This window comes from Stenotrophomonas sp. PFBMAA-4 (assembly GCF_030053215.1).
GTDB lineage: Bacteria > Pseudomonadota > Gammaproteobacteria > Xanthomonadales > Xanthomonadaceae > Stenotrophomonas.
Map to the genome: position 1 here is coordinate 1 of NZ_JASGBW010000005.1, position 23241 is coordinate 23241.

General features: G+C 69.0%; 20 protein-coding genes. 1 reads left to right on the forward strand and 19 read right to left on the reverse strand.

What is annotated here, in order from left to right; genetic code table 11:
- Window positions 1-146: 146 nt before the first annotated feature.
- The 15 genes from QMZ26_RS04945 to QMZ26_RS05015 all read right to left on the reverse strand — a co-directional run bounded on the left by QMZ26_RS04945 (window position 147) and on the right by QMZ26_RS05015 (window position 18699).
- Window positions 147-374, reverse strand: coding sequence for a hypothetical protein (locus QMZ26_RS04945; RefSeq protein ID WP_079222284.1), 228 nt, complete (start codon window positions 372-374; stop codon window positions 147-149).
- 75 nt (window positions 375-449) lie between these two features.
- Window positions 450-1844 carry an efflux transporter outer membrane subunit gene (locus tag QMZ26_RS04950; RefSeq protein ID WP_283220746.1) on the reverse strand — a complete coding sequence of 465 codons (1395 nt, stop codon included), beginning with the start codon at window positions 1842-1844 and terminating at the stop codon, window positions 450-452.
- The gene (locus tag QMZ26_RS04955; RefSeq protein WP_283220747.1) at window positions 1831-2994 is read right to left on the reverse strand and encodes an efflux RND transporter periplasmic adaptor subunit; all 1164 of its coding nucleotides are present in this window, start codon (window positions 2992-2994) and stop codon (window positions 1831-1833) included. The genes QMZ26_RS04950 and QMZ26_RS04955 overlap by 14 nt, the downstream gene beginning before the upstream one ends.
- Entirely contained in the window at window positions 2987-6205 is a 3219-nt protein-coding gene (locus QMZ26_RS04960) for an efflux RND transporter permease subunit (RefSeq protein WP_283220748.1), read from the reverse strand. The genes QMZ26_RS04955 and QMZ26_RS04960 overlap by 8 nt, the downstream gene beginning before the upstream one ends.
- Before the next feature lie 593 nt (window positions 6206-6798).
- Entirely contained in the window at window positions 6799-8178 is a 1380-nt protein-coding gene (locus QMZ26_RS04965) for an ATP-binding protein (protein WP_283220749.1), read from the reverse strand.
- A complete protein-coding gene (locus QMZ26_RS04970; protein ID WP_079222289.1) occupies window positions 8156-8839 on the reverse strand; it encodes a response regulator transcription factor in 684 nt (227 codons plus the stop codon). Before QMZ26_RS04970 ends, QMZ26_RS04965 begins: the two co-directional genes overlap by 23 nt.
- 95 nt (window positions 8840-8934) lie before the next feature.
- Entirely contained in the window at window positions 8935-11118 is a 2184-nt protein-coding gene (locus QMZ26_RS04975; RefSeq protein WP_283220856.1) for a PAS domain S-box protein, read from the reverse strand.
- A gap of 207 nt (window positions 11119-11325) precedes the next feature.
- Window positions 11326-13713: a Tex family protein gene (locus tag QMZ26_RS04980; RefSeq protein ID WP_283220750.1), complete on the reverse strand. Its 2388-nt coding sequence runs from the start codon at window positions 13711-13713 to the stop codon at window positions 11326-11328.
- A gap of 186 nt (window positions 13714-13899) precedes the next feature.
- Window positions 13900-14115, reverse strand: a complete 216-nt coding sequence (locus QMZ26_RS04985) for a hypothetical protein (RefSeq protein WP_025879252.1) — start codon at window positions 14113-14115, stop codon at window positions 13900-13902.
- A 655-nt stretch (window positions 14116-14770) separates the two neighbouring features.
- Window positions 14771-15223 carry a hypothetical protein gene (locus QMZ26_RS04990; RefSeq protein ID WP_283220751.1) on the reverse strand — a complete coding sequence of 151 codons (453 nt, stop codon included), beginning with the start codon at window positions 15221-15223 and terminating at the stop codon, window positions 14771-14773.
- On the reverse strand, window positions 15220-15423 hold the full coding sequence (locus QMZ26_RS04995; RefSeq protein WP_079222293.1) for a PspC domain-containing protein: 204 nt from the start codon (window positions 15421-15423) through the stop codon (window positions 15220-15222). The genes QMZ26_RS04990 and QMZ26_RS04995 overlap by 4 nt, the downstream gene beginning before the upstream one ends.
- A gap of 65 nt (window positions 15424-15488) precedes the next feature.
- Window positions 15489-15857 (reverse strand): YfeK family protein, encoded by a 369-nt coding sequence (locus QMZ26_RS05000; RefSeq protein WP_283220752.1) that lies wholly within the window; start codon window positions 15855-15857, stop codon window positions 15489-15491.
- A gap of 45 nt (window positions 15858-15902) precedes the next feature.
- On the reverse strand, window positions 15903-16970 hold the full coding sequence (gene phaC, locus QMZ26_RS05005; RefSeq protein WP_283220753.1) for a class III poly(R)-hydroxyalkanoic acid synthase subunit PhaC: 1068 nt from the start codon (window positions 16968-16970) through the stop codon (window positions 15903-15905).
- 6 nt (window positions 16971-16976) lie between these two features.
- Window positions 16977-18062 carry a class III poly(R)-hydroxyalkanoic acid synthase subunit PhaE gene (gene phaE / locus QMZ26_RS05010; RefSeq protein WP_283220754.1) on the reverse strand — a complete coding sequence of 362 codons (1086 nt, stop codon included), beginning with the start codon at window positions 18060-18062 and terminating at the stop codon, window positions 16977-16979.
- A 22-nt stretch (window positions 18063-18084) separates the two neighbouring features.
- Window positions 18085-18699 carry a phosphatidylcholine/phosphatidylserine synthase gene (locus QMZ26_RS05015; protein WP_108746909.1) on the reverse strand — a complete coding sequence of 205 codons (615 nt, stop codon included), beginning with the start codon at window positions 18697-18699 and terminating at the stop codon, window positions 18085-18087.
- Window positions 18700-19044: 345 nt separating this feature from the next.
- Between QMZ26_RS05015 and QMZ26_RS05020 the strand changes: the two genes are divergently transcribed.
- Window positions 19045-19695, forward strand: coding sequence for a class I SAM-dependent methyltransferase (locus QMZ26_RS05020; protein ID WP_283220755.1), 651 nt, complete (start codon window positions 19045-19047; stop codon window positions 19693-19695).
- A gap of 62 nt (window positions 19696-19757) precedes the next feature.
- Here QMZ26_RS05020 and QMZ26_RS05025 read toward each other — a convergent pair whose 3' ends face one another.
- The 4 genes from QMZ26_RS05025 to QMZ26_RS05040 form a co-directional block, all read right to left on the reverse strand.
- Entirely contained in the window at window positions 19758-21125 is a 1368-nt protein-coding gene (locus QMZ26_RS05025; RefSeq protein WP_283220756.1) for an MATE family efflux transporter, read from the reverse strand.
- Window positions 21126-21243: 118 nt separating this feature from the next.
- Complete coding sequence (locus QMZ26_RS05030; RefSeq protein ID WP_200734283.1) at window positions 21244-21873, reverse strand: DUF2239 family protein; 630 nt, start codon at window positions 21871-21873, stop codon at window positions 21244-21246.
- Between the two features lie 179 nt (window positions 21874-22052).
- The gene (locus tag QMZ26_RS05035; protein WP_108769173.1) at window positions 22053-22541 is read right to left on the reverse strand and encodes an 8-oxo-dGTP diphosphatase; all 489 of its coding nucleotides are present in this window, start codon (window positions 22539-22541) and stop codon (window positions 22053-22055) included.
- A 42-nt stretch (window positions 22542-22583) separates the two neighbouring features.
- Window positions 22584-23096: a DUF1249 domain-containing protein gene (locus tag QMZ26_RS05040; RefSeq protein ID WP_079222302.1), complete on the reverse strand. Its 513-nt coding sequence runs from the start codon at window positions 23094-23096 to the stop codon at window positions 22584-22586.
- Window positions 23097-23241: the final 145 nt, after the last annotated feature.

A 23241-nucleotide genomic window follows, 5' to 3' on the forward strand; every position in this document is an offset into this window, starting at 1 on the left:
GGGGGCGGCCCCGGCGGGCCCCCGCCCCGGCGCCCGTCCCGGCGGCCCCCCCCCCCCCCCCCCCCCCCCCGGGCCCCGGCCCCCGGGGGGGGGGGGGGGGCGCCCCCCCCCGCCCCCCCCCCTCGACTCTACCAAGACTGGCCTGCTCAGCGGGGCCTGCGCCCGTTGCGCCACAGTACGGCGCTGGCGCCGATGATGCAGGCCAGGGTAGCCAGCAGCGCGCTGGCCACGCCCCATTGCAGCACCGGCACCAGTGACTGCGCCAGCGGGTCGGCACGCAGCTGTTCCAGGCGCAGGCCGCCGGCCAGGGCCAGCAGCCAGCCGATGCTGGCGGGCGCGTAGGCGCCGACGATGTGGGTGTTCCAACGGCTCATGGCACTTCCCTGCTGAGGTGGCGATGGGGCGATTGTTCCGCCCCGCCCTCTCACAGGTTGAGACCGTGGCCGGACTCAGCGCACCCAGCCGCCGCCGAGGGCTGCCATCAGCGCTGCGCTGGCCTGCAGCTGCCGGCTCTGGATGTCCTGCAGGCCCAGCTGCGCCTGCCGCGCGTCGGTCTGCGCACTCACTACATCCAGGTAGCTCACCGCGCCGCCGGCGTAGCGGTCGCGTGCGATCTGTTCTGCGCGCCGCGCGGCCTGCACGGCGTCGTCCTCGTGCCCGCGCTGCGCGTCCAGCTGGCGCAGCAGGGTCAGCTGGTCCTCGACCTCGCGGATCGCCGCCAGCACCGTGGCCCGGTACTGCGCCGAGGCCGCATCGAACTCGGCGTAGGCCTGCGCCTTCGCAGCCCTGCGGCGGCCACCATCGAACACCGGCAGCGCCGCCAGCGGGCCCAGCGCCCAGTAGCGGTTGCCCACGTCCAGCACCGACGCGCTGCCCGAGGTCTGCCCACCCAGCAGCCCGGTCAGGCTGAGCTGCGGGAACCAAGCGGCACGCGCCACCCCGATGCCGGCGTTGGCGGCAAACACCCGCCGCTCGGCTGCGGCGATGTCCGGGCGCTGCTGCAACAGGTTGCTGGGCAGGTCCGCAGGAACCTGCGGCAGCGCTGGTAGATTGCCGTCGGCCAGCACGAAGCCACTGGCCGGGGCCCCCACCAGTTCGGCGATGGCATGGCGCAGCAGCGCATGGCGTGCATCCAGTGCATCCAGGTCGGCCTGTGCACTGGCCAGCTGGTGGCGCGCGCGGGCCACATCCAGTTCCGAGGCGATCTCGCCGCGGAAACGGTCTTCGGTCAGGGCCAGCGCCTGCCGGTAGTCGTCGATGCTGTCGCGCAGGATCACCTGCTGCGCCTCGGCGCCGCGCAGCTGCAGGTACAGCCCGGCCAGCTGCTGCGACAGGCTCAGCCGCGCCGCCGCCAGGTCATCGCCGCTGGCCTCGGCACGCGCCCCTGCCGCAGCGGCGGCATTGCGCAGGCGTCCCCACAGGTCCAGGTCGAAGGACAGCGAGAACGCCGCGCTGTTGCTGTCGTAGATCGCAGGCTGGGTGGCGCTGCGCAGCGGCTTGTCATCGGACTGGCGCTGGCGCATCGGGCCGCCACTGAAGCCGACCTGCGGCGCGCGGGCCGACGCCACTTCACCGGCTGCGGCACGCGCGGCATCGTAATGGGCCACGGCCAGCGCCAGGGTCGGGCTGGCCTCGACCAGCTGCTGCTGCAGGTGGTCCAGCTGCGGATCCTGGAAGGCCTGCCACCACGCAGCCGGCAACGGCGAGGCGGCCGCGGGTGCGCCACTGCCTTCATAGCCTGCCGGCATCGCCACGGCAGGCACCTGGTAAGTCGGCGCGAGCGAACATCCGCCGAGCAGCACCGCGCCCAGCACCAGCACCAGCCGGCGTTCAACCACGCGCATGTGCAGGCTCCTGCTCACCGGCGACCACGCGCACATGGTCGCCTTCGCGCAGGGCATCCGGCGGGTTGGGAATGACCCGGTCGCCCGCCTTCAGCCCACGGTCCACCCGCAGCGTGCTGCCCAGGTCGCTGGCGATATGGATGTCGCGCAGGTGGACGATGTCCTTGCCATCGACCACCGCCACCTGGGTGCCCTTGGCGCGGAAGATCAGCACCTCGGACGGCACGCTCACGCCATCGCCGCCGCCCTGCTGCGGCAGGGTCACTTCGGCGTAGCTGCCCGGCAGCAGCGCGCCGTCGGCGTTGTCGACCACGAACTGCGCCAGCAGCGTGCCCGAACTGCGGTCGATCGCACTGGAGTCTCCCTGCAGTGTGGCGGTGAAGTGGCGGCCGGAGTGGCCCGGCACCTGCAGGCTGGCCTGCAGACCCGGCGTGATGCTGCCCGCGCTGTTCTGCGGCACCGGCACCATCAGGCGCAGGCGGCGCGTGTCGGCAATGTTGAACAGTTCGCGGCCGCTGTCATCGGCGCGGATCAGCTGGCCGACGTCGGTCTGCCGCGAGGTTACGGTGCCATCGAACGGTGCGCGCAGCGTGCGGTAGCGCCCCAGTTCCTGCAGCCGCGCATAGTCGGCCTGCGCCGCTTCCACGCTGGCCTGCGCCGCCAGCGCATTGGCCTGCTTCTCATCGGCTTCCTGGCGCGACACCGAATGGCTGCCCAGCATGCCCTGCCAGCGCTCGGCACTGACCTTGGCCAGCGCGGCATCGGCCTGCGCCTGCAGCAGGTGCGCATGGGCCTGGGCGATCTGCTGATCCAGTTCCGGGCTGTCGATCACCGCCAGCACCTGGCCGGCCTTGACCGACTGGCCGATGTCGGCATTCCATGATTTGAGGTAGCCACCGACCCGCGCGTGGATGGGCGCTTCGGTCCAGGCAGTCAGGTGCGCCGGCAGGGTCATCGTGCCCGCCGCCGCCTGTGCACCGGCCGTGACAACCTGCACGGCCGGCACCGCCTGGCGCTCGGTCCATTCCACCACGGCGTGCGCCTGCTGCGCGCGCAGGCCCAGGCCGGCGGCAACCACGACCACCGCGATGGCGGCACCCAGGATGAGGGGGCGGCGCAGCGAACGCTGCGGCAGCGAAGCATCAGACATGCAGGGGCTCTCCGGCGGGGGCGGTGCGGGGCTTACGCGAGTGGGCCAGGGCAAACACCACCGGCACGAACAACAGGGTGGCGCAGGTCGCCAGCAGCAGGCCGCCGATGACCGCGCGGCCCAGCGGCGCGTTCTGCTCGGTGGACAGTGCGGTCGGCAGCATGCCCAGGATCATCGCCAGCGCGGTCATGCAGACCGGCCGGAAACGGGTGAACCCGGCTTCCAGCGCGGCCTTGGCGGCATCGCCGTGTTCGGCCAGGCGCTCGCGGCAGAAACTGACCACCAGGATCGAATTGGCCGTGGCCACGCCCATGCACAGGATGGCCCCGGTCAGCGCGGGCACCGACAACGAGGTGTGGGTGAGGAACAGCATCCAGACCACACCGGCGAGGCCAGCGGGCAGCGCGGTGATGATGACGAAGGGATCGGTCCACGACTGGAAGTTGATGACGATCAGCAGGTAGATCAGCACGATGGCGGCCAGCAGGCCGTAGCCGAGGCCGGTAAAGGCCACATGCAGCGCATCGATCTGGCCATGCAGGCCGACCTCGGTGCCACGCGGGCGCTGGCTGGCCATGCCATCGATGACCGTCTGCACATCGGCGGCCACCGCGCCCAGGTCGCGTCCCTGCACGCTGGCGTACACGTCCAGGGTGGGCTGCACGTTGTAGTGGGTCACCACCGCCGAACTGGAACCGCGCTGGATCTCGGCCAGGCCGCCCAGCACCTGCGGCACGCCGCTGCTGCCGGTGACCGGCAACGCGCTCAAGGCGGCCAGGCTGTCCATGCGGTACTGCGGGGTGGCGGCCACCACGCCATAGGAAATGCCGTTCTTCGGGCTCAGCCAGAACGTCGGCGCCACCTGGCCACTGCCGGCCAGCGAGGCCACCATGCTGTTGGTGACGTCGCGCTCGGTGATGCCCAGGCCGTTGGCGCGCAGGCGGTCCACGTCCACCTTCAGCGTCGGGTAGCCATCGGGCTGCTGCAGGCGCAGATCGACCAGGCCGGGCACGTGGCGCAGGCGGCGGATCAGTTCCTGCGCATAGGCGCGGTTGCCGGCCGCATTGGGCCCGGCAATGCGCACGTCCATCGGCGCCGGCGAACCGAAGTTGAGGATCTGGCTGCTGGTATCGGCCGGCAGGAAGGCGAAGCTGGTGCCCGGGAAGGCGGCCGGCAGCACTTCGCGCAGGCGACGCTCGTACCCGGCGGCATCACCGTGTCCGGGCTTCAGCGAAACCTGGATGTCACCGTCCTGCGGGCCGATGGTGCCGCTGGCGCTGTAGGCCATGTTGATGCCGGTCATCGGCAGGCCCAGGTTGTCGACGATGGCATCGATCTCGGCCGGCGGGACTTCCTGGCGGATGCGCGCCTCAATGCGATCGAAGGCAGCAGCGGTTTCCTCGATGCGGGTGCCCAGCGGCAGGCGCACATGCAGCGACAGCGCACTGGCCTCGGTGGCCGGGAAGAAATCCTGGCCCAGGGTCGGCAGCAGTGCGAACGACACCAGCACGCAGGCCATGAAGCCGATCAGGAACGGCCGGCGGTTGCCCAGGGCCAGGCCAAGCAGCGCGTGGTAGCGGTCACGCACGGCCGAGAAACCGCCTTCGAAGCGCTGCTGCCAGCGCACCAGCGTGGCGGCCAGGCGCGCGCGGCGGTGCTGCGGATGATCGCCCTCGTGATGGTTGAGGAAGGCATCTTCGGGATGGTGGCCCACGCCATGCTCGACCCGGTGCGGGCGCAGCAGGTACAGCGCCATGGTCGGCACCAGGGTGCGCGACAGCACGAACGAACTGCCCATGGCGAAGATGACCGCCAGCGCCATCGGGCGGAACAGGTAGCCGGCGATGCCATCGAGCAGGAACATCGGCACGAACACGATGCAGATGCACAGCAGCGAGACGAACGCCGGGCCGACGATCTGTGCGGCGCCATCGAGGATGGCCTCGCGCACGCCCTTGCCCTGCTCCAGGTGCCAGTTGACGTTCTCGATGGTCACCGTCGCATCGTCGACCAGGATGCCCACCGCCAGCGCCAGGCCGCCCAGGGTCATCACATTGAGCGTCTGCCCGGCCGCCGACAGCAGCGCGATGGCCGACAGCACCGCCAGCGGGATCGATGCAGCGATGATCACCGTCGAACGCCAGCTACCGAGGAACACCAGGATCATCACGCTGGTCAGCAGCGCGGCGATGATGCCTTCGCGGGCGACGCTGCTGATCGATTCACGCACGAAGGTGGAAGCATCGCCAAGCAGCGAGATCTTCAGCGATGGCGGCAGGGTTTCGCCGATCTGCGGCAGCATGGCGCGGATGCGGCTGACCAGGGTGAGCGTGGAGGCATCGCCATTCTTCAGCGCGGCCATCAGCACCGAGTGGCCGCCGTTGACGCGCACGATGTTGGTCTGTGGCGGCGAGCCATCGCGCACGTGGGCGACCTGGCCGATGGTGACCACCGCGCCATTGACCGTGCGGATCGGCAGATCGTTGAGCGCTTCGATGTCGCTTGGGCTGTTGTTGAGCAGCACGGTGAACTCGTTGCCGCCCAGCTTGGCCGTGCCCACCGGGGTGATCTGGTTCTGCGCGGCCAGCGCGTTGCCGACGTCCTGCGCGGACAGGCCTTTGGCGGCCAGCGCCTGCGGATCGAGGTCGAGGGTGATCTGCCGCTGCTTGCCGCCGTAGGGTGCGGGGATGGCCAGGCCGGGAATGGAGGTGAGCGGTGGGCGCACGGTGTTCTGCGCCAGGTCGCGGATCTGCGATTCGCCCAGGGTCGGGCTGGAGAACGCCATCTGCAGCACCGGCACGGTGGAAGCGCTGTAGTTGAGGATCAGCGGCGGGGTCATGCCGGCCGGCATCTGCTTGACGATGGTCTGCGAGATGGCGGTGATCTGCGCGTTGGCGGTACGAATGTCCACGCCGGGCTGGAAGAACACCTTGACCACGCCCATGCCGGCCAACGACTGCGATTCGATGTGTTCGATGTCGTTGACGGTGGTGCTGAGCGCGCGCTCGTAGGGCGAGATGACGCGGCCGGACATGGCATCGGGGGACAGGCCGGTGTACTGCCAGACGACGGCGATGACGGGGATGCCGATGTCGGGGAACACGTCGGTGGGCGTACGCAGGGCGCTGAGCGGACCGACGATGCAGATGAAAATGGCCATCACCACGAAGGTGTAAGGCTTGTTGAGCGCGGTCCTGACCAAGCCGAGCATGCAGCTCTCCAGCAGTGCGTGTGCCCACCGTGGGCAGCGCAGGCCGGAAAGTATCGGCGCTGGCAGTTAAAACAAAGCTGTGCCGTGGATGAAACATCTTTCATGAAAGGGGTGGGGTTCGGCAGGGCTGCGCCCTGCACCTGCTTAATACAACGTCAACTGCAAAAGCCACAGCGGCATTCCGTGGGATGGCGGGGCACTGTGGGTTTGCGGGGACGCCGTAAACCCATCCATGGGGGCTTGGTCGCCGCATCCATGCGGCTCACACCCCGCAAACCCACAGTGCCCCGCCTTCGACAGGTTCACGCGGCTGTTGGAACCTGCTGGTGGTGGGTGCCGACCGTTGGTCGGCACATCTGTCAGATATCGGATGAATTCATCCACGCATGGCGTGGATCTACTGGCAATGCCGGCTGTTGGTAGGTGTCGACCTTGGTCGACACATCTGTCAGACATCGATATCCGACCCCGCGCCGACCAACGGTCGGCACCCACCGTCAGCAACCGGACCCACCCCGCCATCCCACGGAATGCAGGCTTTTGAAGTTGATTGCAGCAGGTGCAGGGCTGCAAGCCCTGCAGAAGAACACCCCCTACAGCACCTGCGGCCGGCACAGCAGGCTGAAACTGGCACCGCCCAGCCGCGACTCCCCGGCCGTCACACGGAACCCGTGCAGGCCAGCAATGGCCGCCACGATCGACAGGCCCAGGCCGAACCCCCCGCCTTCGCTCGCATCAGCCCGATGGAACCGCTGGAACACCAGGCTGCGCTCCGCCTCGGCAATGCCCGGGCCGGAATCCTCCACCACGATGCACGTGGCAGTGTCCTGTACCCGCGCGGCCAGCCGCACCCGGCCGCCCTCCGGCGCAAACCGGATCGCGTTGTCCAGCAGGTTGCCGATCGCCTCGAACAACAGCCCGCGATCACCCACCACGCCCGGCAGGTCCGCCGCCAGTTCCAGCTCCAGCCATTGGCCCTTTTCCTCGGCCAGCGGCGCGTAGAACGCATGGATCTCCTGCAGCAGCGCCTCCGGCGCCAGCGCGACGAAACCGGAGCGGCGCTGGTGGTCCTCCAGCTCGGAAATACGCAGCAGCGCGCGGAAACGCGCCATCAGCGTATCGGTCTCGTCCAGCACCTGCTCCAGCGCAAGCGCCTGCGGTTCACCCTCGCCCACCTGCTGGCGCATGCGGTACAGCTGCGCGCGCAGCCGGGTCAGCGGCGTGCGCAGGTCGTGGGCGATGTTGTCGCACACCCCTTTGACCTCGGTCATCAACTGCTCGATGCGGTCGAGCATCGCATTGACGATCGAAGCCAGCATGTCCAGTTCATCGCGGCGGCTGGACAACGGCAGGCGCTGCCCCAGGTTGCCGGCCACGATCTGCGCGGTGGCCTGTTCAATGGCCTGGATGCGCCGCAGTGGCCGCCGGCGCAGCAGGTGCCAGCCGAGCAGGCCGGGCACCAGGGTCAGCGACACGCCCCACAGCAGCGCATCAAGAATCAGGTGATTCACCTCGTTCAAGGGACCGCTGTAGCGCACCAGCACCAGGATGCGGCCGTCGCGGGTCGGCATCGCCAGGCCGAAGCCGCGCTTGCCCTGCGCGTTGGCATCGGTGATCGGCAGCCCCGATACCGGGTGCGCGCTGCCATCGCGCGGCAGTTGCGCCGGCAGGGTTTTCAGCACGCCGGCCAGCGGCTGACCCTGCGGGCTGAACAGCCCGTAGGCGTCGATGCCATGCAGGTCGTAGCGGCGGTTCTCGCGCAGGGCTTCGGTCAGCGCGTCGCCGGTGAAGTGTTCGAACAGGTGCGCCCGCTGCAGGACCGCAGACTGCGCCAGCTCGTCCAGGTACAGCGACACCCGCCAGTACAGCACGCCCAGCAGCACGCACGACCACGCCACGAACAGCAGGCTGTACAGCCCCAGCAGGCGGCTGCTGGACGAACGCCAGCCGTCAGACAGTTTCGCTGAGGACATAGCCACTGCCGCGCACGGTACGGATCAGCGACGGCAGGTCGGCCTGGTCGAGCTTGCGCCGCAGGCGGCCGATATGGACGTCGATCAGGTTGGTGCCCGGGTCGAAGTGGTAGCCCCACACTTCCTCGAACAGCATCATCCGGGTCAACACCTGCCCGGCGTTGCGCATCAGGTATTCCAGCAGCTTGAACTCGGTCGGCAGCAGGCTCAGGCTGCGGCCACCCCGGTGGGCGGTGCGCGCCAGCAGGTCCAGCTGCAGGTCGCCCACGCGCAGCACGGTCTCGTTGCTGGCCGGCTGCTGGCGGCGACGCAGCAGCACTTCCACCCGCGCAGCCATCTCGTCGGAAGCGAACGGCTTGGTCAGGTAGTCATCGCCGCCGGCACGCAGGCCACGCACGCGCTCGTCCACGTCGGACAACGCGCTGAGCATCAGCACCGGGGTCTGCACGCCGATGCGGCGCAGGGTGGTGACGATGGCCAGGCCATCCAGCCCGGGCAGCATGCGGTCCAGGGTGATGGCGTCGTAGTCGCCGCTGGCGGCACGGACCAGGCCTTCACGGCCGTCGGCCACCCAGTCCACCTGCAGCCCATGGTTGCCCAGCTCCGCCACGATTTCCTGGGCGGTGATGGCATCGTCCTCGATGGTCAATACGCGCGACATGGGCACCGCTGAAGTCCAGACTCGCCCATGCTCGCCAAATCGGCCGGTGCGGGCAAATGAAACATGCTTCATGCGGGCGCCCGGTACGCACCGGTTCAGCCCGGCTCGTTGTCCTCGCCGGGCAGTTCGCCCAGTTCGCCCTGCACCTGCACGTTGTTGCGGCCCATGGCCTTGGCCCGGTAGCACTGGGCATCGGCGGAGGCCACCGCCTCATCCACGGTCATGCCCGTCTCAAGCGGGGCAATGCCGATGCTGGCGCCGATACGCAGCCGTGCGGTGTCCCACGGAATGGACAGCGCGGCCAGGGTCTGCAGCAGTTCGCGGCCGATGCGGGCGGCACGGCGCGGGCCACAGCCAGGCAGAATCACCGCGAACTCGTCGCCGCCCAGCCGCGCCACGATGTCCGAATCGCGCACGCCGTGGCGCAGTACGCTGGCCACTGCCCACAGCACGGCATCGCCGGCCAGATGGCCCCAGGTGTCGTTGACCGGCTTGAAGCGGTCCAGGTCGATGAACATCAGCGAGGCGGCCTGGCCGGTGCGCTCGACGCGGGTGATCGCCTGCTGCAGGTGCGCCTCGAAACCCCGGCGGTTGCCCAGTTCGGTCAGCGGGTCGATCTCGGCCAGGTGGCGCGCCTCGCGCTGGCGGGCGCGCTGCTGGGTATCGTCGCGCAGCACCCACACCGCGCCGCGCACGTGGCCGTCGTCGTCGCGCAGCCAGGCACGGGTGAGGTCCACCGGCACTGTGGCTGCGCCCATCCGCATCAGCAGGTCAGCATGCAGGTCCACGGCATTGCTGTCCGGGTCCAGCAGTACGGCCACGTCCAGCACCGAGCCGGGCGCGTATTCGGTGGTGAGCGACAGCACGTCCTGCACGTTGTGGCCGGCCAGAGCCAGCGCGTTATCACCCGCAAGGATGCGCACGGCCGCAGCGTTGGCATACTCGATACGTCCTTCCAGGGTCACGCTCAGCACGAGGTCCGTCACGGCATCCAGGGTGATGCGGCTGCGCTGTTCGGTTTCGTACAGGCGCTGCTCACTGCTGCGCTGCGCAGTGACGTCCTGGATCTGCGACACGAAATGCAGCGGCTCACCGCGCTCGTTGCGCACCAGCGAGACCGACAGGCGCGCCCAGATGGTGTTGCCATCGCGGTTGAGGTAGCGCTTTTCCAGGTGGTAGTAGTTGCGCCGGCCGGCCAGCAGGTCCTGCACCAGGGCCAGGTCGGTCTGCAGGTCGGCCGGATGGGTCAGGCGCTGGAAATCCACCTGCAGCAGCTCTTCGCGCGGGTAGCCCAGGATCCGGCACAGCGCGTTGTTGACGTCCAGCCAGCGCCCTTCGAGCGAGACCAGGGCCATGCCCAGCGCCGCCGAGGTGAACGCACCGGCGAACTTGTCCGCCGCCAGCCGCGCATCGGCACGCGCCTGCTGCATCTCGGTGATGTCGATGGCCATGCCGACGTAGCCGATGCGCTGGCCGTCGGCACCGTCCATGCGGCTGATCGACAGGCGCACCTGGCGGCGCTGGCCATCCTTGCGCAGGAAGGTCCACCGCCGCGAGAACGTGCGGCCCTGGGCCTGCGCGGTCATGGCCTGGAACATCGTCGGCAGGCGCCCCTCGGCATCGGCCAGCGGCGCCAGGAACACGGCCATCTCTTCAGGCTCATGGAAGATGCCCGGGTCGACCCGGCCCACCACATCGTCGGCCGAATAGCCCAGCAGGCGCTCGGCGCCGGTGTTGAACAGGGTGATCATGCCCTGCGGATCGGTGGCCATCACCGCCACTTCGTCGGATGCATCGACCAGCGCCTGCAGCCGCTGGCGCATTTCCGCCGCGTCCTGCCGGGCCTGCTGCAGTTCGGTCACATCGTCATGGGCGCCGGCCATCCACAGCGGTCGCCCCTGCCCGTCCCACTCGAACACGCGCCCGCGGTCGTGGATCCAGATCCAGCGGCCGTCCTTGTGGCGCATGCGCAGCAGGCACGCGTACTGATCGGTGTGCCCCTGGAAATGCGCTTCCAGCGCCGCATCCGAACGCGCCAGGTCATCGGGATGGACCAGTGCCTGGAACGTGTCCTGGCTTACCGGCTCCAGGTCTTCCTGGCGGTAGCCGACGATCTCCGCCCAGCGCGCGTTGATGCGCATCTGGCCGGTCTGCACGTTCCATTCCCAGGTGCCGGCGGCGGTGCCTTCAATGATCATCGCCAGGCGGCGACGGTCTTCGGCCAGCTCCAGCAGGCGGCGCTCGACCAGGGTGCCTTCGTTGTTGCCGGGGCCGCCCATCAGCGCCCCGTGCCCTGCGCGCACGCGCACGCCGGCCGCAGCAGTGGGCTGCAACCGTGATGGATGCTGGCGGGTACGATTGGCGCCACGGCCCTCCCCGGCGACGTCGGGACGGCCCGATGGCCCCCCCATGGGCGCAAGTGTGCGCACTGTGGGGGAACCTCGACAAGTCCCCCCACCCGGGCCGCAGCGCAGGTGGGGCGGAGGTCAGCTGCGCTTGGCGCGGGCGAAGGCGTCGGCCAGGGCGTTGTTGGCCGGTGGCGTCGACTGCGCGGGGCGACCGCCCGTGCCCTGCCCGCGGTTCTGGCCACGGTTCGGGCCGCCTGCATCGCGGCGCGGCCCCTGCCCCTGGCCGCGCTCCTCGCGCTGGCCCGGCCGGCTGGTGGCCTGGCCGGGGGTGTCGTCCAGGCGCCGGGTCAGGGCAATGCGCTTGCGCGGCACGTCCACCTCCAGCACCTTCACCTTGACGATGTCGCCGGCCTTGACCACGTCGCGCGGATCCTTGACGAAGGTGTCCGACAGCGCCGAGATATGGATGAGCCCGTCCTGGTGCACGCCGATGTCGACGAAGGCACCGAAGGCTGCCACGTTGCTGACCACGCCTTCCAGCACCATGCCTTCGCGCAGGTCCTTGATGTCCTCCACGCCCTCGGCGAAGCGGGCCGCCTTGAACTCCGGACGCGGGTCGCGGCCCGGCTTTTCCAGTTCCTTGAGGATGTCGCGCACCGTCGGCACGCCGAAGGTCGCATCGGTGAACTGCTCGGCTTTCAGGCCACGCAGGAAGCTGCCGTCGCCGATCAGCGCCTTGATCGGGCGCGCGGTGCTGGCGACGATGCGCTCGACCACCGGATAGGCTTCCGGGTGCACGGCCGAGGCATCCAGCGGCTGGTCTCCATCGGCGATGCGCAGGAAGCCGGCGCACTGCTCGAAGGTCTTTTCGCCCAGGCGCGCGACCTTCAGCAGATCCTTGCGGCGCTTGAACGGGCCGTTGTCATCGCGGTGGCGCACGATGTTCTCGGCCACCGTGGACGACAGGCCGGACACGCGCGACAGCAGCGCGGCCGACGCGGTGTTGACGTAGACGCCGACAGCGTTCACGCAGTCCTCCACGCGCGCATCCAGCGCCCGCGCCAGGCGGTACTGGTCCACGTCGTGCTGGTACTGGCCAACTCCGATCGCCTTGGGTTCGATCTTCACCAGTTCGGCCAGCGGGTCCTGCAGGCGGCGGGCGATAGACACCGCGCCACGCAGCGACACGTCCAGGCCGGGGAACTCCTTGGCCGCAAATTCAGACGCCGAGTACACCGAGGCACCGGCCTCGCTGACCACCACCTTCTGCAGCTTCGGGTTGCCGGCGGCCTTGATCGCCTCACCGGCCAGCTTGTCGGTCTCGCGGCTGGCGGTGCCGTTGCCGATCGCGATCAGTTCGACGTTGTGCTTGGCGCACAGCTGCCTGATCGTCTGCAGCGACTGGTCCCACTGCCGGCGCGGCTCGTGCGGGTAGATGGTCTCGGTGGCCACCAGCTTGCCGGTGGCATCGACCACGGCGATCTTGCAGCCGGTGCGGATGCCCGGGTCCAGGCCCAGCACGGTCTTCGGCCCGGCCGGCGCGGCCAGCAGCAGGTCCTTCAGGTTGTCACCGAACACGGCAATGGCGTCGGCCTCGGCCTTCTCGCGGGCCTGGTTGAACAGGTCCAGCAGCAGGTGCGTGTGCAGCTTCGCGCGCCAGGTCAGGCGGCAGGCATCGAGCAGCCAGCGATCGCCGGCGCGGCCCTGGTCGGCGATGCCGGCCTTGCGCGCCACGCGGCCTTCGGCGTACTGGTGGCCGGCTTCGGCATCGCTGCCCGGGTCCAGCTCCAGGAACAGGATCTCTTCGCGGCGCGCCCGGAACAGCGCCAGCAGGCGGTGCGAGGGAATCTTCGCCAGCGATTCGGCGTGTTCGAAATAATCGCGGTACTTGGCGCCCTCGGTTTCCTTGCCCTCGGCCACGCGGGCGCGGATGACGCCGGTTTCGCCCAGCCAGGTGCGCAGTTCGCCCACCAGCGCGGCATCTTCGCCCCAGCGCTCCATCAGGATCGCGCGGGCGCCTTCCAGCGCCGCCTTGGTATCGGCCACGCCCTTTTCAGCATCGACGAAGGTGGCAGCGAACACCTGCGGGTCCTGCGTGGGGTCGCCCAGCAGGCCATCGGCCAGCGGCTCCAGCCCGGCCTCGCGGGCGATCTGCGCGCGGGTGCGGCGCTTGGGCTTGTACGGCAGGTACAGATCCTCCAAGCGGCTCTTGGTATCGGCGGCGAGGATGTCGTTGCGCAGCGCGTCGCTCAGCTTGCCCTGCTCGCCGATGCTGGCCAACACGGCGGCGCGGCGGTCTTCCAGCTCGCGCAGGTAGGTCAGGCGTACTTCCAGGTTGCGCAGCTGGGTGTCGTCCAGGCCACCGGTCACTTCCTTGCGGTAGCGGGCGATGAACGGAACGCTGGCGCCCTCGTCGAGCAGGCCGACCGCGGCACGTACCTGGGCGGACTGGGCACCGATCTCGTCGGCGATGGTCTGGGCGATCTGCTGGGCGAGCGCGCTCTGGGCGTTCTTGGCGTCGTGCATTGCTTCAGGTCTGGGCCGCGTTACGGGAAGGTCCCATTCTGGCAACCCCCGGCCGAGCGGGACAAGGCGTTGACAGGCGGTGGGATTCAGCCTCCGGCGGCCGGTCTGGACGCCGGCATCCTGGCGGGGGGGCTGGGATGCCGGCGCGGGCGCGATGGTGGGCGCGCCCTGCCGCGTGCTACGGGGTCAACGGTAGTGGCGGGCGGCGCGCTGCATGACGATGTCGTCGCGCAGGCTTTCCAGGGCCATCAACCGGACCTTGCCGACACCCTGCAGTTCCATGAACCGCTCGGTGTAGAACTCCGGCCCCAGCGCGGTGTCGGCGCGGGATTTGCTGAAGCCGTAGGGCACTACGCCCTTTTCGCCATCCTTGCTACCACCCACATAGAGAACGATTGCCATGTGATGTCTTCCTCCAAATTGCTACTGCGTACTGCACACGATGAGCGGTACTTGCGAGCTCATCGGGATAGAGCTTACCGCGATCAAGCTGACTGGAACGTCACGAAGGCTAATGACGATCGGTTGCATGCAGATGACTGCCGGATCACTGCAGAATGCTTACAGATCCTTAACTTCCGGCTAACAAACGGGGGTTTCCAGCCAACGGCGCAGCCCCTCGTGGGTGGTGGTGGTTGGTTGACTGGCAGTCGATCGGCATCGCGAGCTGGGCCGGGCGGTTCCCGGGTGCCACCACCCACGGAAAAGAAAAAGAAGATCAAAAGCAGAGCGGCCTGGCTGGCCGCTCTTTGTAGAGCCGAGCCCATGCTCGGCTGCCTTTCGCGGGGCAACGGCAAGCCGAGCGCAGGCTCGGCTCTACACGAGCAAGCGCAGCGCGCGACCCGCTTCTGCTGTTCTTTTTCTTTTTCGTGGCTGGACGCCCCAGGAACGTGTCCGTGGCCGGGCAGGTGGGTTGCGCAGGGGCGTGAGCCGCATGGATGCGGCGACCGAGCTTACAGGGACGTACTTGCAGCGTCCCCTGCGCAATCCACCTGCCCGGCCAGCCCCCATGAATCACCGCGCCCCAGCCACGAGGGGCTGCGCCGTTGGCTGGACACTACGGCCACCAGCCATGCCCGAACCGGGCGTAATGATCCGCCGCGCGCTCGAACGGATTGCGCGCACTCACCCCGCCGCACAGCAGGTACACCGGCAGGTACAGCGGCCCCAGCACCAGGTACTGGTACACGTGCGCCCGCTCGTGGTCATCCAGCCGGATCAGCGGCTCCACGCCCCACCCCGCCTGGTGCGCATAAGTGCGGCACGACATGCCCAGGTCGTGGCCGGTGTGCAGGATCACATTGCCCAACGTGATCGCCCCACCCGGCCCCCAGGGCCAGTGGTCGAAGATGAGCGCACAGTCGCGCCCGCTCCAGCGCAGCTTCGCCCCGCCCAACAGGCCGGCCAGCCCAGCGATCACACCGATCAGCGTATTGGGCACGGTCCAGGCCGCGCCCAGCACCTGCAGCGCGCGCAGCCAGAGGGGCCAGGGCCGGGAGGCGGCGTTCAATCGGCCTCGTTCGGGATCAGCAGCCACAGGATCAGATAGATCAGGATGCCGGGGAAAGCCGCCGAGCCGATCGAGATCAACACGAACACGATCCGCACCAGGGTCGGGTTCCAGCCGAAGCGATGGGCGATGCCGCCCATCACGCCGGCGATCATGCGATCGTTCAACGAACGCGACAGCGTGCGTGGCGTGGTGTTCATGGCGGTTCTCCTCGGGAATCAGAAGGCACAGTCGAGCGTGGCTCGACTCTACACCCGGGCCATGTCTACGGCGTGCGTTGGCGCAGCGCCTGCAGGCGGGTGCCGAACCAGGCCGCGGCGGTCTGTTCAGCCTGCCCGGGGCACTGGATGCGGTAAGGCTTGCCGCTCATGCTGCTCTGGCTGGCCGCGCGCTCGATGAACTGCTCGGCGCTGTCCACCTTGTCCTTCTTCAGCAGGTAATCGTACTTGCGCTGCAGGTGCGCACGCGCCTCGGCCGCGTCATGCCAGCTGCCGTTGCGCTGGAACCGGCACTGCGAACCATCCAGGCTGCCGATCAGCTGGGCGATCTCGCGCTGCGCCTGCGGGCCGGGGGCGGCGTGGGCAAGCGGCGTTGCCAGCAGTGCGGCGAGAATCAATGGAATACGGTACGGCATCATCCCCCCAGGGCAGTGTACAGAGGCAGTCGAGCAAGCTCGACTCTACGGGTCGCGGGCCTTCAGCCAGCCATCGATCGTTGCCGGCACTTCGCGCTGCGCGCGGCCGGAGACGTAGATCCCGATGTGCCCGCCGCGAAAACTGGATTCAGTGTAATCAGCCGTGCCCAATCGCCCACGCATGGCCCGCGAGGCATCCGGCGGCACCAGATGATCCTGCTCGGCATAGATGTTCAGGACCGGCAGGGTCACCTGCGACAGATCCACCGCTTCCTCGCCGATCCGCACTGTGCCATTCACCAGCCCGTTGCCCTGGTAGAACTGCTTGATGAAGTCACGGAACGCCTCGCCCGCCAGGTCCGGCGAATCGAAGATCCACTTCTCCATGCGCAGGAAATCCTCCAGCGCGGCCTTGTCATCGAGGATGTCCAGCAGGCCAACGTACTTCTGCACGTTCAGCCGGAACGGCTTGAGCATCAGGTAACTGGCGTTCATCAGATCGGCCGGGATGTTGCCCAGCGTGTCCACCAGCAGGTCCACGTCCACCTGCCGCGCCCAGTGCGAGAGCATGTTGTCGGCGGTATGGAAATCGACCGGGGTGACCATCGTGATCAGGTTGCCCAGTTTGTGCCGGCGCAGCGCGGCATAGCACAGGGCGAACACGCCGCCCTGGCAGATGCCCAGCATGTCCACCGGCCCACCGCTGCGCGCACGCAGCGCATCCACTGCGCCATCGATGTAGCGCAGCAGGTAGTCCTCCAGGGTCTGGAAGCGCTCGGAGCGGTCCGGGTAGCCCCAGTCCAGCACGTACACGTCCTGGCCCAGCGCCAGCAGCTTCTGCACCAGCGAACGGTCCGCCTGCAGGTCGACCATGTACGGCCGGTTGACCAGCGCGTAGACGATCAGCAGCGGCGGCTTGCGGCTCGGCGCCTGCTCGCCCACGAACCGGTACAGCACCACCTTGCCGTCGCGCCAGATTTCCTCGCGGGCGGTGGCACCATAATCCACGTCCTCCACCTGCGGCAGCAGTTTCAGCCCTTCCATCAGCTTGCGCTGCATGGCCAGGGTTTCCTGCATCAGGTCATCGGCGTTGAAGCCCAGCGGTCCTTTCATCGGTCGTTATTTCCGCGCAGTGGTGCGGCGTGTGGCGGGCTTCGCCGGTGCTTTCTTTGCTGCGGCCTTCCTGGCAGCCGGCTTGGCCACGGCGGACTTCTTTGCCGGCGCGGCCTTCTTCGCCGCCTTGCGCGCGGCCGGCTTCACCTTGGCCGGGGCGGGCTGCGCCACCGGGTCGACCTCGGCGGTACCGGCCAGCACCGCCACCTGCGCCTGCAGGCGGCGCAGGCTGCGCTCCAGCTCGGCGATGCGGCGGTGGGCGGCGTCCATCTCGCTGCGCGTGGGCAGGCCGATGCGTTCGCTCACCTGCTCGACCTCGCGCTGCAGGCCCGCACGCAGGCGCATCTGCGCATTGCCCAGCGAGGCGTAGACCTGCTGGAACGCCTCGGACAGGGCAACCTTGGCGTAGGCCTCTTCGGCCACCTCGATCCACAGGTCGAACATTGCCCGTGCGCTGGTCAGCTGGCTGCCCGGCTGTTCGTGCTCGGCCAGGCGCTTCTCGAACAGGTCGAAGGCCTCTTCCAGCGCCTGCTTGATCTGGTCCACGTAGGCACGCGAATGCTGCTGGTATTCCTCCTGCGCACGCAGCAGGGTCTGCCAGCGCGCCTGGTGCTCGCGGCCGGGGCCGAACGCCGGGCTCTGCAGCCACGGGCCCGCCTGCACCTGCCATTGCTGCAGCCAGGCAGCGAACTCGGGCAGCGAGGCACCGGCCTGGGTGCTGCCGCGTGCGCCCTGCAGCATCCACTGCAGCATGCCATCGCCCTGCCCCTGCACGGCTTCGCGCCAGGCCTGGGCCACGTCGGCGCTGCTGGCGTCGCGGCCGGCAAAGCGCGCGGCCACTTCCTGCATGGTGCCGTACCAGCTGCCAGCCTGCTCGCGGAAGCGGCGCAGCGCATCTTCCGGGGCACCCTGCCCCTGCTCGGGCAACAGCTGCCCCCACCAGTCGAACAGGCGCTGCCAGCTGCCGGGGTCGTCCCCGGCCGGTGCGCCCGGCGTGGCGGCATGGCGCAGGGCATCGCCCCAGGCGCCGAAGTACTGGCGGGACAGGTTCTCGAAATCGCTGCTGCCGGCGTCGTGGGCCGAGCTGGTCATCGCGGGCCTCCGCTGGGCTGGGTCATGGCTTGGGGATGTGCAGGGTCTTGCTGATCATCAGCGACCCGGACAGGGCGAACAGCAGCACCATCGGGTGCAGCTGCCACGGGCCGAGCTGCCATTGCCCGAACCAGAGGTTGTGGCCGATGGCGTCGGTGCCGGCGGCAATGGCCAGCACGATCACCAGCGCCAGGCTGGTGGGAATGGGCGTGCCCTCGAAATACTTGACCTTGCCCTCGTCGCCGGACAGCGATTCGGCGGTCACGTTGTAACGGGCCAGGCGGCTGACGCCGCAGCAGACGAAGTAGCTCAGCACCAGCCAGTCCCAGCCGCCCTGCATGCCGCAGGCATAGGCCAGCGCCGCCGGGGCCACGCCGAAGGAGATCACGTCCGACAGCGAATCAAGCTCGCGGCCCAGCGTGGAACTGGACTTGCGCCAGCGCGCGATGCGGCCGTCGAGGGCGTCGAAGATGAAGGCCAGCGGGATCAGCGCCATGCCGAACATCAGGTAGCCGCGCTCGCCGTCCTGCAGGAAGCGCATGGCGGCAAACACGGCCCCGGTGCCGCAGAAGGCGTTGGCCAGGGTGAACCAGTCCGCCAGTTGGAACTCACGCAGCATCGAGAAATGACGTTTCATGGGGTCTCACGGAGGATCAAGGCGGACAGGGTACCGCGAGCGCCGCTGCTGGCGACAGCGCGGACCGACGACGGCCTTCACCCGCCCGTCACCGCTCATCACCAGCGGTGAATTTTTGGCCACCCATCTTGACAGCCTAGGGGGGTGGCGCCTGTCGGGGCTTATCCACAAAGTTGCCCACGCGTAATCCACACCCCCTGTGGACAACCTGGTCTCAGGGACTGCGACGCTGGCCATTTGCTGATCACCTCGACGAGGGGTTTCCCTACTTCCCAAGTTGCCGACCCGGCGCTATGGTCACCGGCGGACCCGCCGACGCCACGTCCGATTCCTTTTTCATGGACGTTGTCGATGCTGGACGCACGCACCCTGGCCGCGCAGTTGCGGCACCCCCACGGCCAAGCCGCGCTGGCCGTGGGCGAATCGATGAACCGCAGCAATGGCGAGCTCAATCGGGCCGCCATCACACTGCTGGCGGTGGCGCCGGGCGAACAGGTGCTGGAGATCGGGCCTGGCAATGCCGCCTTTGCGCCGCTGCTGCTGCAGGGCGCGGACAGCCGCTACCTGGGCATTGAACTGTCCACGGCGATGGTCGATGCCGGCAACCAGCACCTGGCCGGCACCGGCCTGGCCGATCGCGCCGTCCTGCGCCACGGCGATGCCCACGCACTGCCGGTGGCCGATGCGTCGGTGGACGCGGCGCTGGCGGTCAACACGCTGTACTTCTGGCCCAACCTGGCCCCGGTGCTGGACGAACTGGCGCGCGTCGTGCGCCGTGGTGGCCGCCTGTGCCTGGCCTTCGGCGATGCCGCCTTCATGCGCAGCCTGCCGTTTGCCGCTGATTTCCAGCTGCACGAGCTGGATGCCGTGGAGCTGGCCCTGCGGGTAGCCGGCTTCAATGTCTCGGCCTGGCGAAGCCACCGGGAAACGGCGGCGGGCAACGACGGGCAGGCGCGCGACAAGCACTTCCACCTGTTGCTGGCGCACCGGCGCTGAACCACCCCGCCGGGCCGCCACCGGTAGTGCCGGCCGCTGGCCGGCAACATCGGCAGCAGCGCTCAGGCAGCCGCCGGCAACCTTCGCCGCCAGCGGCCGAAACACGCCACCTGCATCACCAGCATCGCCAGCAATCCCAGCGGCCAGGCCAGCCACAGCCCCGGCAGACCCTGCGTTGCCTGCAACCACATCGCCAGCGGAAGCTCGAGCAGCAGTACCGCCGCCATGCCCAGCAAGGCGGGCAACAGCACCGTTCCGCTGCCGCGCATCACCCCCACCAGCACCGCCATCGGCGCCATTGCCAGCACGCCCCACACCACCGTCCGCAGCTGCAGCGTGGCCAGTGCCTGCACCTCGGCTGCATCCAGGATCAGGCCGACCAGCCACGGCGCCAGCAGCACCACAAGCAGTACGACCGCAATCAGCAGCACCAGCGCCAGCAACACACCGACGCGGGCGATGGACGGCAGCCGTGCCGTGCGCCCGGCCCCCGATGCATGGGCCGCCAGGATGGTGGCGGTGATGCCCAGCGACATCGCCGGCAGCTGCACCCAGCTCATCAACTGGTTGACCGCGCCATAGGCCGCCGTGGCCTGGTAACCGTGCTGGTTGATCCATCCCAGCAGCGCGATTTCCACCACCGCCAGGCTGAACATCTGCAGCGACGCCGGCACGCCGATCCGCAGGATGCGACGGACGAGCTGCCCATCGAAACGGATCGCCCCCAGCAGCGCGCGGCCCGGCGCCAACGGATGCCGCAGGCGGCGCCAGCACCACAGCAACCAGCCCAGCGCCACGGCGGAGGCGAACACTGCCGACACCGCTGCACTGGCAGCGCCCAGTCGCGGCAGTCCGCCCCAGCCCAGGATCAGCAGCGGCGTGCACAGCAGTCCCAGCACGGTTGCCAGCAGCAGCGCATGCAGCGGTGTCTTTGCATCGCCCACCGCACGGCTGACCGCCGTGGCCAGCCACAGCAGGAAGAACACCGGCGCGCCCAGCAGCAGCACGCGCGCATACACAGTGGCCTCGCCGAGGATGGCCACCGGTGTGCCCAAGGCCGCCATCAGCTGCGGCGCGAACGTGCTGCCCACGCACAGCACCAGCACCGACAGCAGCAGGACCAGGGCGATGGCGCTGCCGGCCACGGCACGTGCCTGCTGCGGCTGACCCGCCCCCCAGGCATTGCCGATCAGCACCATCGCCCCCGTTGCCAGGCCCATCACCAAGGCCAGCAGCAGGAAGAATACCGGAAAGAAGGCAGCGGCAGCCGCCACCGCCTGCGTTCCCAGCAGGTGCCCCAGGTAGATGTTGTCCAGCGTACCGGCCGCCAGCTGCAGCGCATTGGTCAGCAGCATGGGCACCAGCAGGGCCAGGTAGGTCCTCCACAGCGACGGGGTGGCTGCGGCGATCGGTGGTGCGGCGATGGTCATGGCATTCCTTGGGCAAGGCGCTGCCCTGCCCGGCGTTTCCGCCAGCAAAGCACGCACAGTCAGGGCGGGCTGCGGCCCGCGGTCAGTTGAAGCAGCGGCTCACCGCCGGGATGAAAGGTCAGCTGTTGGTGCGTTCGGCGCCGTCATCGAAGGCCAGGCACAGCGCGTGCCGGCGCACGTCCTCCGGCCACGCCTGCAGCGCCGCGAGGAATCGGTCACGGTCGTGCGCGAACAGCACACGGATGACCTCCTCGAACCCCGGCAGGTCACCTGCGATGGTCTGCAGGAAGTGGTAGGCACGCTCGCTGTCGCGGCGCCGGCGATCCTTGTCTGCGCCCTCGCGGCTGGCCGCTTCCACCAGCCGCCGCAGCACTACCGACGCCCCACCCGGCTGCTCCGCCAGCCACGCCCAATGGCGTGACAACAGAGTCACCTCGCGCGCCACCACGCCCAGCTTGGGCCGACCGCGTCCGCGCGGTGCGGCGGGCAGCGCTTCGGCAGGCGACTCCGGCCCGGCAGCAGGTGCGACCGGAAACGCCATGGCCACGCGCGCCAGCAACTGCGCGTCGCTGCCCCGCGTGTCGAAATCATGGGTACGACCGGTAGCGTTGTCGAACACCTGCAGCGGCCCGGCAGCGTTGTCGGCGCGCAGCTGCTTGAGCGCCAGCGCGGCCATTGCCGGGGTGCCGGAAACGACCAGGCGATGGCCATCAAAACAGCTGAAAGGGGCAAGTTCCTGCGCAGGCATGGCGGTGGCATCCGGGACGATGCGCGAATATTGCCCGGGTAATATTGAAACGTCAATATCACCCGGGTATTAATATCCCGAAGCACGTGCCGACCGGTCGCACCCGGTCGTGCCGGCCGCTGGGCGGCAACATCGCGGCGTCCGTCAGCCAGCCAGTGGCCGGCACTACCCGAACAACCTCAGAGCCGGCTGAACGCCCAGCTCTGCATGCGCCCATCCCGGTACGGCATCACCCCATGGAACGGGCGCGGGTCGGCGTCGAACACCAGCGGCAGGAAGTTGCGGTCGCCCTCCCACATCGGCAGCGTGTCCAGCTTGTCCACGTCCACCCACTCCAGGGTGCCCTCGTGGTTGCCGCCGTGCGGGCTGCCCTCGAAGCTGTCGATGACGAAGACGAAGCCGAACCAGTCCTCGCCGTGCTTGCCGAAGCCCGGCCAGCTGATGGTGCCGCGCAGGCGCATGGCCGTGCAGTCGATGCCGGCTTCCTCGGCGATCTCGCGGCGCATGCCGGCCGCGACGTCCTCGGTCGGTTCGACCTTGCCGCCCAGGCCGTTGTACTTGCCCAGGTGATGGTCACCGGGCCGCGTGTTGCGGTGGATCATCAGCACCTGGCGACGATCGGGCGAGAGCACATAGCCCAGGGTGGCGACGATCGGGGTATACGGCATGGGGCAGCATCCAGCGGCAGGTCAGCCCCGGATTATGGCCGATCAGCGCACCAGCGACAGGCGGCGCTCGGCCGGCAGCGCCGCGCTGCCCTCCGGGTCGCGGCGCAGGGTGGCCACGCCGTGGCCTCGCTCGGCCAGGTATTCCAGCCACTTGCCGAGGAAGGTGTTCATCCGCATGCGATGGCTGATCAGCTCCGCCGGCGGCGGGTACAGGCCCATCGTGTCCTGCCAGCGGCGGCCCACGTAGCAGTGGGTGGTCTCGGCCTGGCGGGCATCGCGGTACAGGCGCACATAGGCCGAGGGGTCCGGCTCGCCGGTGACCGGGTCGGCCAGGTCGTAGGTCAGGCGCAGCTCCACCGTGTAGCGGTGGCATTCGATCACATCCAGGCGCACGTCCAGGCCGTCGCCCACGGAGGAGACGTAGCTGCCGGCGGTCAGTTCGGCCGGGGCGAACAGGCGCACCAGATGCCGGTAGTTTTCGGCATACAGGCCCATCAGCCAGCTGAGCCGGCTCAGGCGGGGGATGCGTTCGGTGCGGGGCGAGGCTTGGGCCATGGGTCGATCCTACACGTTGGCCTTACAACGTGGGGGCTGCACGGGCCCGGCCAAAGGGGGGCGTTCAACCGCCGCCGCGCCGCCGGCGCTCACGCCTGTAGAGCCGAGCCTACGCTCGGCTGGGCCACCGGGGTCTGGCGGAAGA